General features: G+C 56.1%; 11 protein-coding genes and 1 tRNA gene. 3 read left to right on the top strand and 9 right to left on the bottom strand.

Translation table 11 applies throughout. The annotated features are described in order from the left end of the window. Positions 1-127 precede the first annotated feature (127 nt). The 3 genes from proS to I2E69_RS06360 form a co-directional block, all read right to left on the bottom strand. The gene (gene proS / locus I2E69_RS06370; protein ID WP_195460008.1) at positions 128-1,612 is read right to left on the bottom strand and encodes a proline--tRNA ligase; all 1,485 of its coding nucleotides are present in this window, start codon (positions 1,610-1,612) and stop codon (positions 128-130) included. Positions 1,613-1,707: 95 nt separating this feature from the next. Further along, positions 1,708-3,396: an OmpP1/FadL family transporter gene (locus tag I2E69_RS06365; RefSeq protein ID WP_195460006.1), complete on the bottom strand. Its 1,689-nt coding sequence runs from the start codon at positions 3,394-3,396 to the stop codon at positions 1,708-1,710. A 29-nt stretch (positions 3,397-3,425) separates the two neighbouring features. Beyond that, on the bottom strand, positions 3,426-4,592 hold the full coding sequence (locus I2E69_RS06360; RefSeq protein ID WP_195460004.1) for a hypothetical protein: 1,167 nt from the start codon (positions 4,590-4,592) through the stop codon (positions 3,426-3,428). Positions 4,593-4,901: 309 nt separating this feature from the next. On the opposite strand from I2E69_RS06360, the gene I2E69_RS06355 reads away from it, so the two are divergent. Both I2E69_RS06355 and I2E69_RS06350 read left to right on the top strand, forming a co-directional pair. Beyond that, positions 4,902-4,991 (top strand) — tRNA-Ser (locus I2E69_RS06355). A 195-nt stretch (positions 4,992-5,186) separates the two neighbouring features. Next, complete coding sequence (locus tag I2E69_RS06350) at positions 5,187-5,840, top strand: IS1 family transposase (RefSeq protein WP_195460002.1); 654 nt, start codon at positions 5,187-5,189, stop codon at positions 5,838-5,840. 400 nt (positions 5,841-6,240) lie between these two features. Here the strand turns inward: I2E69_RS06350 and I2E69_RS06345 are convergent, their stop codons facing one another. Beyond that, positions 6,241-7,716 (bottom strand): nucleoside hydrolase, encoded by a 1,476-nt coding sequence (locus I2E69_RS06345; protein ID WP_195460000.1) that lies wholly within the window; start codon positions 7,714-7,716, stop codon positions 6,241-6,243. 14 nt (positions 7,717-7,730) lie between these two features. Next, on the bottom strand, positions 7,731-9,620 hold the full coding sequence (locus tag I2E69_RS06340) for a TonB-dependent receptor plug domain-containing protein (RefSeq protein ID WP_195459999.1): 1,890 nt from the start codon (positions 9,618-9,620) through the stop codon (positions 7,731-7,733). A gap of 204 nt (positions 9,621-9,824) precedes the next feature. On the opposite strand from I2E69_RS06340, the gene I2E69_RS06335 reads away from it, so the two are divergent. Then, positions 9,825-11,789: an MFS transporter gene (locus tag I2E69_RS06335; RefSeq protein ID WP_195459996.1), complete on the top strand. Its 1,965-nt coding sequence runs from the start codon at positions 9,825-9,827 to the stop codon at positions 11,787-11,789. Positions 11,790-11,792: 3 nt separating this feature from the next. Here the strand turns inward: I2E69_RS06335 and I2E69_RS06330 are convergent, their stop codons facing one another. The 4 genes from I2E69_RS06330 to yut form a co-directional block, all read right to left on the bottom strand. Further along, the gene (locus tag I2E69_RS06330; protein ID WP_195459994.1) at positions 11,793-12,554 is read right to left on the bottom strand and encodes an energy-coupling factor ABC transporter ATP-binding protein; all 762 of its coding nucleotides are present in this window, start codon (positions 12,552-12,554) and stop codon (positions 11,793-11,795) included. A 1-nt stretch (position 12,555) separates the two neighbouring features. Beyond that, positions 12,556-13,371 carry a cobalt ECF transporter T component CbiQ gene (cbiQ, locus tag I2E69_RS06325; protein WP_195459992.1) on the bottom strand — a complete coding sequence of 272 codons (816 nt, stop codon included), beginning with the start codon at positions 13,369-13,371 and terminating at the stop codon, positions 12,556-12,558. Further along, on the bottom strand, positions 13,368-14,354 hold the full coding sequence (locus tag I2E69_RS06320) for an energy-coupling factor ABC transporter permease (RefSeq protein WP_229095399.1): 987 nt from the start codon (positions 14,352-14,354) through the stop codon (positions 13,368-13,370). Before I2E69_RS06320 ends, cbiQ begins: the two co-directional genes overlap by 4 nt. A gap of 99 nt (positions 14,355-14,453) precedes the next feature. Next, positions 14,454-15,494, bottom strand: a complete 1,041-nt coding sequence (gene yut / locus I2E69_RS06315) for an urea transporter (protein ID WP_195459989.1) — start codon at positions 15,492-15,494, stop codon at positions 14,454-14,456. Positions 15,495-15,503: the final 9 nt, after the last annotated feature.

Genomic DNA, 15,503 nt, shown 5'->3' with positions numbered 1-15,503 from the left:
AGCCATTTTTGATTTTAGGCGAGGTAGTTTCGTGTATCGCGAGGAACGGGACGGATGGGTAGTATAAGAATACGTCCCATTCGTCCCGTTCAGGGGATATGCGAAAATATGCGCCTAAAGCCGAAAATCAATAGCTGCGGGCAAACAGGACCCGGCGGTGCGACGGCTTGCCGGAGAAGACGCAAACGCCTTCCTCGTCGGGCGCATCGACCGGAATACAGCGGATCGTTGCCTTCGTGGCGTCCTTGATCGCCACCTCGGTCTCGACCGTACCGTCCCAATGTGCCAGAAGGAAACCGCCCTTCTCGTCGAGCACACGCTTGAACTCTTCCCACGTGTCGACCTTCGTGATCATCGACTCGCGGTAGTCGGAGGCCTTTCGGAAAATATTCTCCTGAATCTCGGTCATCAGACCTTCGATACGTTCGACGAGTCCTTCCTGCGAAACGGTCTGCTTTTCCAGCGTGTCGCGGCGTACCAGTTCGATCGTACCGTTCTCCATGTCACGGGGACCCATTGCCAGGCGCACGGGTACGCCCTTGAGTTCGTATTCCGCGAACTTGAAGCCCGAACGCACATTGTCGCGGTCATCGATCTTGACCGAAATACCTTTGGCCTTGAGCTGTTCGGCAATCGCCTCGAAACGCGCGCGAATCTCGACGAGCTGGTCTTCGCCCTTGTAAATCGGAATCATCACCACCTGGATCGGGGCGAGTTTGGGCGGCAGAACCAGACCGTTATTGTCCGAGTGGGCCATGATCAGCGCCCCCATCAGGCGGGTCGAAACGCCCCACGAGGTCGCCCACACATATTCGAGTTTACCCTCCTTATTGACATACTGTACGTCGAACGCCTTGGCGAAGTTCTGGCCCAGGAAATGCGACGTACCGCTCTGCAGCGCCTTGCCGTCCTGCATCAGCGCTTCGATCGTAAGCGTATCCTCGGCGCCCGCAAACCGCTCGTTGGGCGACTTGTGGCCCACGATCACCGGAACGGACATCCACTCCTCGGCGAACTTCTGGTAAACGCGGATCATCTTTTCAGCCTCCTCGATCGCCTCTTCACGCGTGGCGTGCGCCGTATGCCCTTCCTGCCACAAGAACTCGGCCGTGCGCAGGAACAGACGCGTACGCATCTCCCAGCGCACGACGTTGGCCCACTGGTTGCACAGGATCGGCAGGTCGCGGTAGGACTGAATCCAGTTTTTATAGGTGTTCCAGATAATCGTCTCCGACGTAGGACGCACGATCAGTTCCTCCTCCAGTTTGGCGTCGGGATCGACCACGACGCCCTTGCCGTGGGGATCGTTCTTCAGACGGTAATGCGTCACTACGGCGCACTCCTTGGCAAAGCCCTCGACGTGGTGGGCCTCCTTCGAGAAGAAGGACTTGGGAATAAAGAGCGGGAAATAGGCATTCTGGTGTCCCGTATCCTTGAACATCTTGTCCAGTGCGGCCTGCATCTTCTCCCAGATGGCATAACCGTAAGGTTTGATGACCATACATCCGCGGACGGCGGAATTTTCCGCGAGTCCCGCCTTCACGACCAGGTCGTTATACCACTGCGAGTAGTTCTCGTCCGACTTCGTGAGGTCTTTAAGTTCCTTTGCCATATCGTATTGGTTTTTACTTTTATTTCGGACTGCAAATATACAAAAAAATAAAGGTCCGTTGCAAAGACGAACCTTTATATTCCATGTATCTCTCCTTAGAAGCGGAATCCGAGCGTCAGCGCCACGTTGTGGCGGTTGATATCGGTCGAATAAACCGCGCTCTCGGTATGGCCGCCCTTATCCTCCGCATAGAACAGGTAGTAATCCGTGGTCTTCGACGACATGTACTGGTAAGCCACGTCGAGCAGTACGCCCCGGGCCAGCACGAAGCCTATGCCGGCGCCGTAATAGGTCGTCTGCTTGATGGCAGGCGACGCCAGCACCGTCTTATCGTCCTTGAGCATCGAACCGCTGTAACCGAAGCCCGCACGCAGCGCCAGCACCGGCAGGGGTTTGAACTCGGCGCCTACGCGCAGGATGTTCGAGCCTTTGAACACATCGCGGAACGTATCGTTGTACCACGACTGCGAATCCAATCCCGAAGGATTGTCCTTGATGCGGATACCGTTGTACCAGTCGCGCTCATAGTCCACCGAGATCACGCCCCGCTCGCCGAACGTATACGACGCGCCGAACATCAGCCGTGTCGGCGACACGAACGACCAACTGTTGGGACCGTCGTCGACCAGCAGCGGCGAAGTCATGTTGGGATCGCCGGCCGTCGAGATATAGCCTTCATCGTCGGGCTTCACGTTCGGGTCCGTATCGTTGTTGGCATAGGCCAGTCCGGCCGCAGCGCTCTGGAATTTCCGGTCGAGCGAATAGTAGGTCGGCGTATGGATCGCCACACCGAGGCGCAGGTTGGCCGTGGGACGATAGACGACGCCCGCCTTGAAGTTGACGCCCGTGCCGTCCACGATAACGCTCTGGTTAAGCTTCCAGCGCAACAACTGGTAATCCAGGCCGGAGTTGCCGAAATCGGGAATCGCCTGGCTCGGATCTGAATAGAAATATTCCTCGACATAGTCGATGTACTTGCGCTGGTAAACGCTCTGGATACCCAGCGACGCACCTATATAAATCTTATTGTTGATATTGGCGCCCACCGACAACACATATTCGCCGATCGAGCCTTTGCTCCGCAGCATCGTATAATGGTCGACATCGGCATTCGGAGTGACCCACGTCGGCTGCCACGAATCGGGTTTGTTCGGATCGACCTGGTCAATCAGGAATCCGCGGTAAGCCAGTGCGGCGTTCCAGTACTCGGGAGCGATATTGTTCCAATTCCAGTTGCCCGAACCGCCTCCGTTGTAAAAGCTGTTCTTCGAAATACCGCCCCAATACAACTGGCGCGCATAGGCGTCGCCAATGGTCGCCGCCTGATTCTGTCGCTGGAACGCATAGTCGTAGTTCAAGTCGGCGATACGGTTGTAACCGAAACCGATATTGAGGCTGACCAGCGAACGCGATCCCTCGTAGGCATTGATTACGACGCCGATGTTCGCCATCGAAAAACGGTCGCGCGAATTGTTCCCGTACTCCGGGGCGTTGGTCTTGCTCCGTGCAAAAGACATCATCGGAGTAACCGAAATGTCGTTATGGCGGTACATACCCAGACCGGCCGGGTTGATCGACATCGACGAAAGGTCGGCGCCCAGCGAAGTAAACGCCCCAGCCATGGCCATAGCCCGTGCCGTACCGAAATTGAACTGCGTCTGCGACAACTCGAACATGTCGGACGGCATCAGCAGGTCTTTGTCCATCAGCAAGCCGCCCGATTGCTGAGCCGCGGCCGCAGCCGTCGTTGCGACGGCTGCAAGCGTGATTATCAATCGTTTCATACTATTTTCACAGTTAAAGGTTTCAGCCGTTACCGGCCTCCGGAGTTACGGTAGCTGCCTCCCGAAGAGGTCGTTCCCGATCCGCCGCGCGACCCGCCGCCGGAACTGCTGCCCGAAGAAGACCCGCCACGGTTATAGGACGGCGAACTGCTGCTTCCGCTGTTATAGCTTCCGCCGCGATTGTAGGTATTGCTGCCGGAATTGCGGTAGTTATCGTCGTTGTAACGGCTGCTGCTGTTACCGCGCGACGAACTTCCCGAATTATAGCGCCCGCCCGACGAACTGCTGCCGCTGCTGCTCCGCACGCCGAAATTACCCCGGCCGCTGGAACTGCCGCCCCGCATCGATCCCGTCGACGAGGAGCCGTAACGCGAGCCCACTCCGTAGCGGGTTCCCGAAGGCGACGTGTAGGGATTGGGCCGGCGCACTATATTCGACTGGTAAGGACGCCCGTGTCCGCCGCCCCAGCCGTAATTCGGCCCCCAGTGGTGATGTCCGCCGTGCCATCCGGGCCCCCAGCCCCAACCGGGACCATACCAGGGATTATACCACGAACTGTACCACGGGCCCCAAGGTCCGTACCAGGGATTGTTCCACGCATTCCATCCGAAGCTCCAGCCCCAGCTTCCGATCGAGAAACTGGGCCCCCACGGCCGGTTCCAGCCGTAGTACCAGGGATCGGAGTAGACCACCGTACCCCACGAACCGAACATCGAAGTGACGTACTTGGGCTCTACCCACACCTGGTCGCCCATGACGATGATGTTGTAGAACGCCGGATCGTAAGCCGAAGCGTAGTTGAACGCCGAACTGTAACGGGCGTTCATGTAACTCGACGGCATCTTGTAGGTCGGCGAATCGAATCCGCGCAGACGGCGTGCGTAAGCGCTTTCATAATCGTCGGCCAACACGCTTTCATAGGGATTGGCGTCTGCCGAACGGTACTCGTAATAGCTATTTTCTGCGGCTGCAGCCTTCGCTTCGGCGATCCGCGCCTCCCATTCGGCCTTGCGGGCTTCGGCGGCAGCACGCTGCGCTTCGGCTTCGGCCTGCTTCCTGCGGGCGATCTCCGTCTTGTCATGCACGGCATAGAGATCGTCGGAAGCATACCCCGCCGAGGCGTAGTAAGCCGACGAGCAGCTTGCGAGGCCTGCCGACAGAAGAATGGTTCCGAATAAAATTTTCAACTTTTTCATAGCGCACATAGTGTTTGCGTTAGTTCTTTAACTACAAACGAAAACCATACCGGTTTTAGTATTGTTTACTATATAAACGGCCGCGCACGGGAAATACTGCGCACACGATGAGGGTTTGTCTGTTTACAAAGATACGAATTATTCCGGAAAAGTGCTAAACCCAGGGCCTTGCAAGGCGTTTTTTCAACCAAAAGCAATTTTTTCCGCATGAAAATGTGCGAAAATAAAAAATATGTCTATATTTGCAGTCCCAAAACAACAGTTTTGGATCGGGAGTCCGGGCGCAAGTCCTCCTCCCGCGACCGAAAAGGAGAGGTGCCGGAGTGGTCGATCGGGCCGCACTCGAAATGCGGTGTACGGGCAACTGTACCGGGGGTTCGAATCCCTCCCTCTCCGCCAGGGAAAGCGGGTAATGTTACAGATTAGGAGGTGAACAGTTAACTAACTGTAAATCATCCCAAGAACCTAAAAAAATTAGAGCAATAAAGACGATCTTTGGGTCGTCTTTATTATTTTTGTGCCCTAAAAATCGAGATAAATAAGTCGAAGGTCTCGAAAATTGACCTTCATGTTACAGATTAGGGGATAAACAAAATGAAATGCAGATTTTGTGGCGAAGAATGTATTAAAGACGGACGCCAAGCAAACAGGAAGCAACGATATAAATGTAGCCATTGCCACAAAAGACAACAGGAACATTATTCTTATAACGCATATTCTCCCAATTTAAACACAGATATAACAACCTTAACAAAAGAAGGCGTAGGAATAAGAAGTACCGCTCGGATTCTTCAGATATCTCCGACAACGCTTTTGCACCGCATCATCTTAATTGCCAAGTCTATTTCACGTCCCCCAGTTGTCAAACACCGGATTTACGAAGTGGATGAAATCAAGAGTTTCGTCCGTCGAAAATCGGAGTTCGTGTGGATTGCATATGCTCTTGACCGAAAATCGAAGGAAGTAGTCAGCTACAATATCGGCCCCAGAACAAATTCAACCCTGAGCGTTGTTTTGGAAACACTAAAACTATCTGAAGCTAAGCGCATATACACAGACCGATTGCGAAATTATCGGTCGTTAATCGACCGAAAAATACATCGGACATCATTATACGGAACAAACCACATAGAGCGCAACAATTTGACATTGCGCACACACTTGAAACGACTTACCAGACGCACGATCTGTTATAGTCGAAGTATGGTGATATTATCCGCTATTCTGAAAATTTATTTCTGGGGATAATGATTATATCAATCGGGAAATTCTATTGACAAGCGTTAAAAATGGTAAACTCTTGTTTAGACTTTAACCCGCGTTGGCTACTAACCAGAAAGGGTAATATGATCAATACAGAGCCGGGGTAAGCGTTGCCGGGCAGTTTCCTTTACGAACAGTTCAGACACAGGGTTTGCAGAATGGGGCTCTTTATGAACTCGACATTGCGGCAGGGCAGTGTACATACGAAGTAATTCTACGTAACCACTCCTGCAAAACGGTGATATTCATATCAATGATATGCGGTATTATTTGCACTCACAGGCCGACGCGAACGCAGACACGCAAAAACGCATGGCATCAGCCCTAAATCGTAAGACATGGATGCAGAGTGAAAAATGCAACCTGAATTTATGATCCGGGCGCACTATTCCCCGACATACATATCGAAAATACCGTGGCGGTCGAATTCAAGCCAGTATTGCAAGGCCAATCCTCGGACATACAGCCAATAAGGTTCGGTCAGGTTACCGTAAAGTTCAATTCCCTTTTCTACGTCCCGACGGATGCGTCGGGCATATTCAGGCTTCAAAGCCAGCCGGATCGTTTTACCCTTGAAACTGAACCGGGCTTCGGGACGCGGCGGATCGTTTTCCGCCACGGTGATCAGTCCGTGCCCGACGGATGCTCCGGTTCCGACCTGCAAGCCGTCGTTCATACAGCTTATGGGCGGATTATGCCCAGCATAAGTCGTCACCTCGATGTCATCCACTCCGATATTGAAGTATTCACGCGCCCGGATTCCCATCTTGACTCCGATGGTGGCGTAGATACCCAGATGGCCATGCAGTTCGTTGGTCAGCACGCCTGCACGCCACTCACTCGGCCCATACCGGGCAATCGTCTCGTCGACCATCGGCACGACATCTGCGGCATAGAGCTCGTGCTGAACGGGGAATCCGTAGAACACGCGGCTCTCACTGTCGGGTTTACCCCGGAGAATACGAAGTATCTCCTCCGGAATCTGCGCAGCAGCAACCTGATCCGACAGGCTGCAAACCTCGACGGTTTCGCTTATTTTCCGGGTAGCGAACAATTCCGGAGCGAACAGCCGGACCGCGGCCAAATCGTCCCATGCCTGCAAATGCCCCGCATCAACCAGCTTCGCCAGCGGAGCGGCACGGTGCGTATCGGCGATCTTCCGGGCGTAAACGGTCGGAACTGCGGCCGCCGAATCGAGCAGGGCGGGAGTGACGACAACCGGACAATCCGGATTGGCCGAAACGACCGTCACGGGAATCCCGCTTGCCAGCACGCGGCTGGCAGCTTCTCTGTCTGTCTCGTAATTAGCCCCAGCCAGAGGTTCCACCCGGGTGTTGTACCAAACCACCCGTTCGATGCGGCCACCGAGAGCGGGATTCGCCTGCAATACGTCGGATAGGTTCGTCAGAGCACCCAATGCGATAAAAAAGACTTTTTCCTCTTCGTTTTCGAGCGTTTCCCCGATCAGCGTCTGCGCCAAAGGAAGGGCGGCCGAACCGGACGAGGGATCGCCCCACTCTATCTGCCGGGAATGCGTCCGCCACGCCGGAGCCGGCGCATTCACGGCTCTGCCCGCTCCGACCGGGACGCCTTCGTGGTAGAAGGAGTCGAGCAATGCACGCACGCGGACGGCGGCGCTGTCGGGGAGCAACGCCCCTTCCGAAGTCGTGATGGCGAGTACTTCGACCTCCCGGTTTCCCAGCAGCATACAGAGCGTGCGCAGGTCGTCCGCAGCTCCGTCGGTGTCAATGATCGCATGAAAGCGCGCCTTGCCCGAATGCGCATGGCCTTCCGGGAGCAGGAAAATTAAGCATACGATGGTGAATATAGTTCGTAAAAGCGTGTGTAAATGAATTGTCATATCTTCCGATTCCATTAAAAGGTTACGTTTACGCCGCCCAGTGCCGTGGCTTTCGGCATCGGGAAGCCCGTATTGATTTCATAACGCTGCGCCAGCAGGTTCTCGCCGCGGACGAACAGATCGAGCCAGCGGGTTACGCGGAAGGTCACGTTGGCGTTCCACAGCACGAAGTTGTCGGTCAGCTCCTTGGGTTTGACCTGCGTATAAAGCCCGTGCACGTACTGAATGCCTGTCGAGGCGTTCCACCGTCCCCGCGTGAAGGCGCCGCCGACGTAGAGTTTGTGCTCGGGAGCGGCGACGACCGGATAGGCCATATGCAGATAGCTGTAATTGGCCGACACCGACCACGCGGCACAGATCCGCCAGGCAATGTCGCCTTCCACGCCCCAGTTCTCGATCCGGCCCGTATTGATGTTCATCGGCCGGCCGTTGACCGGGAGGGTCTGAATCATGTCGTCGCCGTCGGTGTAGAAGACGTTGACTCCGTAGGAAAGGGCACCGCCGAGGAGCCGCTGGGTGAACGAAAGTTCGTAGTTCATCAGTTTCTCGGGTTTCAGATCCGGATTCTGCGGCGGAAACATATACATTTCGCGGATGGTCGGAAAGCGGAATCCCTTGCTGACCATTGCCTTGATCTGGGCGTTGCGGGGCAGCAGGAACGACAGGCCGCCCTGCGGAATCCACTCTGTTCCGGCGTGCGAATGGTGGTCGAGACGCAGCCCGGCATCGAACGTCAGCCAGTGTGTCAGGCTCTGGCGGAAATCGATGTATCCGGCCACTTCGTCCATCGTCTTGTCGGCCGTGGTCTTGTCCGGATCGCCGTTGAGATAGCGGTTCCAGGCCTTGCCTCCGAAGTGCTGGTAGTCGGCGCCCATGGTCAGACGGTTGCCCGTGAAGAGCGACGCGCTCTGATACCACGATACACCCAGCATCCTGTCGCGGGAATTGAAGCGGTAATCGAGCGGTTCGGCGCCGGGCGAATAGCCATCGTTGATCTTGTGGCGGCCCCAGTTATAGAAAAAGCTCAAGGCTCCGGAGGTCTTTCCGTAGTCGTTGCGCAGCGCGAACGAAGTCATGCCGCGGGTGATGTGCTGTTTGTTGTCGAGAATGGGCGCCGACACAGCTCCCGGATTCTGAGCGTTGAAATGCGTGAGGTTCACGTCGGCGTAGACGTCCCACTCCTTCGTAATCTGATAGCCCAGCTTGGCATAGCCTCCATACTGCTCGAATCCCATATCCTTACGGTGTCCGTCGGTGCGATTGTACGATCCGGTGACCGTACTGGTGAAACGCCCGTATTTCAGTTGGTTCGTGGCTTCGGTCTCCAGCGTGTTGTAGGAGCCGTAACCGGCGTGGACATTGGTTTTCACGCCGTCTTCGACCTTTTTTCGCGTCACGATGTTGATCACGCCGCCCATGGCGTTCGAACCGTACAACACCGAAGCGGGGCCGCGCACGACTTCGACCCGGTCGGCCAGCATCGACTGATAGGCATCGGCAATGGGATGCCCCATCAACCCCATGTACTGGGGATGGCCGTCGATCAGCACCAGCAGACCCGTTGTGGGACCTCCGCCGACACCGCGCAGCGTCATCTGCCCGGCCGCGCCGCCTGAAACGCCGTAGCCCATGATGCCGCGTCCCGTAACGAACAGTCCCGGAATCTGTTCGGTAAGCGTTGGCAGCAATGATGGCTGAAACCCGTTCTCGATCTTCTTCCGGTCGACGACGGAGATGGTCATCGGCAAATGCCGGATGTCGGTTTCGTGGCGGGTTCCCGTGACCACGATCTCTCCGATGGGATAGGTTTTCTCTTTACGCATGCTGTCGGCGATCTCGGACCGCACAGCACACACGGGGGCGATGCTGCCGCATAGCAGCAGGGCAAACATTTTAAACTTCATTTTCTTGCATTATGTTTTACTTGGATACTTATTCCATCTCTTTGCAACGCATATGTGGCGACATGATTCTGTTCCTCCCCAATTCTTGTTCCAAATCCGCCGTTAGAGCAAAGGAAAGTGTAAATTCCGGATACGAGCCTGGAACAGACGGTCGTCTTCCTGTTTCGGCGCGTTTCTTGTTCTGAGCCGGACAAAGCGCTCATTATGGAAAACACCCGGCAACCGATCCCACTTAGGATCCGGCAGTACCTGCGCGATGCCGTCGGACGCATGCACCCTTCCGTCTCGTTCGTCTCCTGCATCGGCGTCCTGCTGGCTTATCTGACGGGCGTCTACATAACAGGATCGCTGCACGAGGCATCGCGCTGGATGGGAGCCATGCTGGCCTGTACGTCACTGGTAGTCGTTCTGCAATCGCACAGTTACAAGGAGTCGCTGCGTGCCGGATGGACCAGGGTGCTGGGGACTTTCCTCGGGGCGCTTATTGCCTACATATACCTCGAGAACTGGCCCTTTTCGATCGTAGGAATGCTCGCCTCAGTCTTCGTGCTGGAGATGCTCTGCATGCTGGTCGGAATCTATCAGAACAACCGCATCGCCACCATCACGCTGCTCATCATCCTGCTCGTCTCGCAGATGACGCCCCACGTCTCGCCGGCCGTAAACTGCCTGCTACGCTTTACCGAATCGGTCGTCGGCGTCGGGGTGGGCGTTGCGCTGTTGTGGGTACTCGAACGGTGGAAACGATGGCTCGAACCGCCCGAAAATACGAACATACATTCCGATAAAAACATGAATATGGACACGATGCCCTTGCGCTGGGGCCATTTCAGAGTGCTTATCGTCGCTTCGCTCGGACAGATAACCGGAGCGGGTTTGGCGACGCTGGTCGGCGTCATCCTGCCGATGATCCAGATTTTCCGACATCCCGGACTTACGTCTCTTCAGCAGGGACTTGTGGCTGCGACCAGCCTCGTCGGAATCATGGTCGGTTCGGTGCTGTTCGGACAATGGAGCGATAAAAAGGGGTACCTGTTTTTCTTTCGTTTCTGCCCTGTACTCATTCTCGCTGCCTCACTGTTTGCCTTTTTCACAGCCAATCTCTTCGGTCTGGTCGCAGGGCTGTTTTTTATGGGACTGGGTATCGGCGGCGGTTACAGCCTCGATTCAGACTATATTTCCGAGATCATGCCCCGGCGATGGAAACTGCTGATGGTAGGCGTGGCGAAAGCCGCTTCGTCGTTGGGCAGCATCGCGGCGGCGGGCATCTGTTTCTTCCTGCTCCGGGAGTGGAACGATCCGCATCTTTGGAATCGTCTGCTGCTGCTCATCGCAGTTATGGCGGTCATCATGCTGCTCTGCCGCATCCGTTTCGAACAAAGTCCCGGATGGCTCATCGCCCACGGCCGCGTACCTGAAGCCGAGAAGGCGGTGCGTTATTTCCTGGGGCCGGACGTAGAGATCGGCGAAATCCGCAATCGGCCGAAGAAAACGGAAATGCCGAAAGTCGCATGGAGCGACCTTTTTAAACCAGGCCAGGTAAAGAAAGTGGTGTTCAGCGGTATCCCATGGGCTTGTGAAGGACTGGGTGTTTACGGCATCGGGGTATTCCTGCCCGTGCTGGTCATGGCGCTGGGACTGGAAACGGGTTCCGAATCGGCCTTTTCCAGAATCACCGATTCGGTATTGCTGACTACCTGGATCAACCTTTTCATCCTGCCGGGATTCGTTCTGGGCCTGCTGCTCGTCAACCGCTGGTATCATGTGCGGACCCAGACCTGGGGCTTTATTCTCTGCGCAGCGGGCATGGGCATCCTGCTGGCGGCCTACCAGCTCCATTGGCCGGTCTGGATTGCTGTGGCCGGGTTCATGTTGTTCGAGTTGTTTCTCAACGCCGGCCCCCACCTGATGACTTTCATCATCCCGCCTCAGATTTATTCCGTCGCCGAACGCGGTTCGGGAGCGGGATTGGCCGCAGCTTTCGGCAAACTGGGAGCCGTTGTCGGCGTCATTTTTATTCCGATACTGCTCAAATGGGGCGGAGCTTCGCTGGTGCTTTGGGTGACAATCGGCGTACTGCTCGCCGGAGCCCTGGTTACGGCCGTTGTCGGCCGGGAGGTACTTCCCGACCAAGGCAGGTCGATACGTCCGGAAATCCGGCGCGACTGACCGTCAGAGAGCATATTCCTTCTTCAGCGCACGTTTCATCCGCAGTTCGTAAGGCTGCTCTAGTCCGCAGTCTTCCAGCAGAGCCAGATCGGCAAATACATGCCGTGTGTTACCGTCGGCTACGATCCGACCCTCTTTCATCACGATCGTGCGGTCGCAAAGGTCGAGCACCATCTCCATGTCGTGCGTAGCGATCAGCGTCGTATGGCTGAAACGGCGGATCAGGTCGATGATCTGTCGCCGGGCGCGGGGATCGAGGTTCGAAGTAGGCTCGTCCATGACGAGTACCGACGGCTCCATCGAAAGTACCGTGGCGATTGCAACGCGCTTCTTCTGGCCGCCCGAAAGCTGGAAAGGAGACGATTTGCGCAGATGCAGCGCACCGACGGCCTCAAGCGCCTCCGTGACACGGCGTTCGATCTCTTCGGATTCGAGTCGCATGTTCGAGGGACCGAAGGCCACGTCTTCTTCGACAGTGGGCATGAAGAGCTGATTGTCCGAATCCTGAAACACCAGTCCCACCGACTGTCGCACCAGCGGCAGCGTCTTGCGTGTGAGCGGGATCCCACCCATCACTACTGTGCCCTGAGAAGGCATCAACAGCCCGTTGATGTGCAGCAGCAGGGTTGATTTCCCGGCTCCGTTTGCGCCTACCAAAGCGACTTTCTCCCCGTGAGTAATGTAAAACGACAGACCGCAGAGGGCTTCGTAACCGTTGGGATAACGGTAATGCACATCGTCGAATTGGAGGTAATGGTGACTCATGTCAGAGGTTGTTTATCAGCATCGAAAAAGTTTCGACCGGATGGAACAGACGTAACAGAACGAGTGTCGAACTCCACACGGCGAGGAATAGGGTATCGCGCATTTTCCAGGCCGGATGTTCGAAGACATCCGCCGGAATACGTCCTGAGAATCCCCGTGCGAGCATCGCCCGGCTGATCAGCTCGGCCCGGTCGAAGGTGCGGATCAACAGTTGTCCGACAAGCGTTCCCCAGACTTTCAGCGGATAGGATCTGCGTCCGAAACTCCGCGCGTCACGGGCCCGCTGCATGGCTAAGGCTTCTTCGACCAACACATAGATGTAGCGATAGACGAAGAGCAGCTGTGTGGTAAAGACCGACGGCACGCCCAGTCGCTGCATACTCCGGCAAAGGCGGTAATACCCGGTGCTGTTAACGAGGATAAGCAGTGCCTGCACCGACAACAGGCCGCGCAGGATGATCGAGAGGAACGAGACCCAGCCTGCGGTGACAACTAACGCGCCAATCCGGAAAACCGGTTCACGGTCGTATAGGAGGTTGAAGACACCGATAAAGGCGACGAACGGCAGGACGATGAGCGACCGCCGGAATACCGTTCCGTAACTCATATTGCCCATCGCACAGGTAATGATCGGAAAAACAAAAAACAACAACAGGTTCGGGAGCCGGACGAGCGGCACGGAGAGCATCGTTAAGAGGAAAACCAGCGTAACGAGCAGTTTGGCCCGTGTATCCGTACGATGGAGCGGACTCTGCATTCGCGCAGTCCGCTCCATCGCATCCAATGCACAAAGTACGTGCTGCAGCCTGTTTTTCATCCCTGCTTTTGTCCGGTGCGAAACAGGTAGGAAACGCCTAATACGGCCAGCAGAATAGCTCCGCTGCCTATAATCCCCGCAAATGTTGTGTTATAATCCGGTATCACGGCTGTTTTTTGCTGAATAGCGGCGGCCTTTCGGTGCAGGCCGTCGGGCACTGTTTCGAGTTCTGCCTGTCCCGTTGTTTTTTCAATCGACCACTCCAGCCCGTCGGGGTCGGACGAGGCGATCCACGAGAACGACCCGCCGATCAGCAGCGCCGCCAGCGAGATCGCCGCAAGGACCTTTCCGAACCTCCGCTTTCCGGGAGTGCGCTCCCTGCGGACACCATACAACAACTCGGGCTTGTATTTCTGTACCACGTAGATCACGGCAGCCGTGGCCAGCCCTTCGCCGACGCCGATAAACAGGTGGATCGGGAGCATGAACAGCAGGAACTGCCCCATAGGCAGCGCCGTAATACCCGAAGCTTCGGTTTCGATTGTCACAGCCAGCGCACCCAGTTCGAGCCCGACCACCGAAGCGATCATCGACGCAGCCAAAATCCGTCCCGGCGATGCATTGCGTTTCATCAACGGCCTGAACAGCAACGGATAGGCCACCAGACACGACAATACGGCCATGTTGAGGATATTGGCCCCAAGGGCCATAAATCCGCCGTCGGCGAAAACAAGGCACTGGAGCACCAGCACCGAAGCCAGCGTAATCAGCGCCGCCCAAGGACCCAATATCGCCGAAAGCAGGATACCCCCGACCAGGTGGCCGCTTGAACCCGTGCCCGGAATGGAGAAGTTTATCATCTGTGCGGCGAAGATGAACGCACCCATCACCCCCATCAGCGGAACGATGTGTTCGTTCTGCCCGTCTGGTTCACGGCTGTCGCTTCCCGTGTGCTTCACTTTCCAAATCGCCGCCCCGAGCAAGGCCAGCGATACGGCCCCCGTGACGGCAAATACCGGCGGGGATACCAGTGCGTCGGACATATGCATGGTCTGTCGTTTTTCAGGTTTTTCAAATTCGTTTTCGCAGCCCGGCAGGGACCGGACAATTCCGGCCCCTGCACACATCAGCCGGAATTTCCGCTATTTCTTTTTCGCACCGGGCTGCTGCATGGCCAGGTGCTTTTTGTTCTCCGGGTTCCAGTTCGAATGGTCGGGTTTCTCCTCGTCGTCGAACTTGATGAGCGGCAGCAGGAACAGCCATGTGGCGATACAGAACGGTCCTGTTAAGGTAGCGATACCCACGGGCGCCATCAGCATATACATGCCCGCCTGGATGAACACCGTGACCAGAATGCCCAGAATGGCCCACAAGGCCGAGCGGAAATTCGGTTTATAGAACACCGTAGCGAGCGCTATGGCCGTCAGCACGGGACTGTAACCGTAAAGTCCGTCCGAAATATCCGAGCCCGAAGCCTTTAAAACGATGACCATTAGCAGCGCCAGCGCCGAACCGATTGCTGCCCATAGCGCCGCCCAGCGGCTGCAGAGGAACAGTCCCACGAGAAAGCAGATGCCTGTCACCCAGGAGTTGATCAGGAAGACCTGCCCGATACCCTTGAGCCAGTAAACCAACAGATCGACGAAACGGATGCTTTCGAACGACGAGAACGCCGCCGGAAGCGCCGGATCGGCCATATGCGTCGTGGGAAGCCCATGCATGGCGCGCGCCGCCAGCAGGAACATCCAGGTGCAGAAGACGAACGGGAAGGTGAACGAGTTGACTTTCCAGGGCGCCATTACATTGTTGAATCCCGTGCGCACCCAGGTCGTAAGCGCCGAACAGAGCACTAACGCCAGCCACATCCAGACGGTGTTGCCCATGAAAGTAGGAAACGCACATCCCACCAGCACGCCGTTGAAGCCCCAAAGCCCCTGCTCGCCGTCCTTGGCGGGAAAACCGAGGATGTAACCCGTTACCGTCGAGACGATCACACCCAGCAGGGCGCCCCAGGCAACGAGTCCCTGGCCTTCGATGTACGCACCCCAGAAAATGCCAACCATGAACAGCAACCCGGTCCATGCGCTGTTCTGAAACATCACTTGCCCAGTTCCGCGCAACAGAATTTTAATGAAGTCGAAGCCGCCGACGGCGTCTTGCGAAGAAGAAATTGTGTTTGCCATACGCTCAGA

Origin of the sequence: Alistipes sp. D31t1_170403_E11, assembly GCF_015553985.1 — a bacterium.
Classification (GTDB): Bacteria; Bacteroidota; Bacteroidia; order Bacteroidales; family Rikenellaceae; genus Alistipes; species Alistipes montrealensis.
Note: the sequence above shows the minus strand (reverse complement) of the source record. Positions and strands in the feature narration are given on the sequence as shown.

Coding starts and splice junctions, on each gene's coding strand:
- proS (WP_195460008.1), bottom strand. CDS start 1,612: ATGGCAAAGGAACTTAAAGACCTCACGAAGTCGGACGAGAACTACTCG.
- I2E69_RS06365 (WP_195460006.1), bottom strand. CDS start 3,396: ATGAAACGATTGATAATCACGCTTGCAGCCGTCGCAACGACGGCTGCG.
- I2E69_RS06360 (WP_195460004.1), bottom strand. CDS start 4,592: ATGAAAAAGTTGAAAATTTTATTCGGAACCATTCTTCTGTCGGCAGGC.
- I2E69_RS06350 (WP_195460002.1), top strand. CDS start 5,187: ATGAAATGCAGATTTTGTGGCGAAGAATGTATTAAAGACGGACGCCAA.
- I2E69_RS06345 (WP_195460000.1), bottom strand. CDS start 7,716: ATGACAATTCATTTACACACGCTTTTACGAACTATATTCACCATCGTA.
- I2E69_RS06340 (WP_195459999.1), bottom strand. CDS start 9,620: ATGAAGTTTAAAATGTTTGCCCTGCTGCTATGCGGCAGCATCGCCCCC.
- I2E69_RS06335 (WP_195459996.1), top strand. CDS start 9,825: ATGGAAAACACCCGGCAACCGATCCCACTTAGGATCCGGCAGTACCTG.
- I2E69_RS06330 (WP_195459994.1), bottom strand. CDS start 12,554: ATGAGTCACCATTACCTCCAATTCGACGATGTGCATTACCGTTATCCC.
- cbiQ (WP_195459992.1), bottom strand. CDS start 13,371: ATGAAAAACAGGCTGCAGCACGTACTTTGTGCATTGGATGCGATGGAG.
- I2E69_RS06320 (WP_229095399.1), bottom strand. CDS start 14,354: ATGTCCGACGCACTGGTATCCCCGCCGGTATTTGCCGTCACGGGGGCC.
- yut (WP_195459989.1), bottom strand. CDS start 15,494: ATGGCAAACACAATTTCTTCTTCGCAAGACGCCGTCGGCGGCTTCGAC.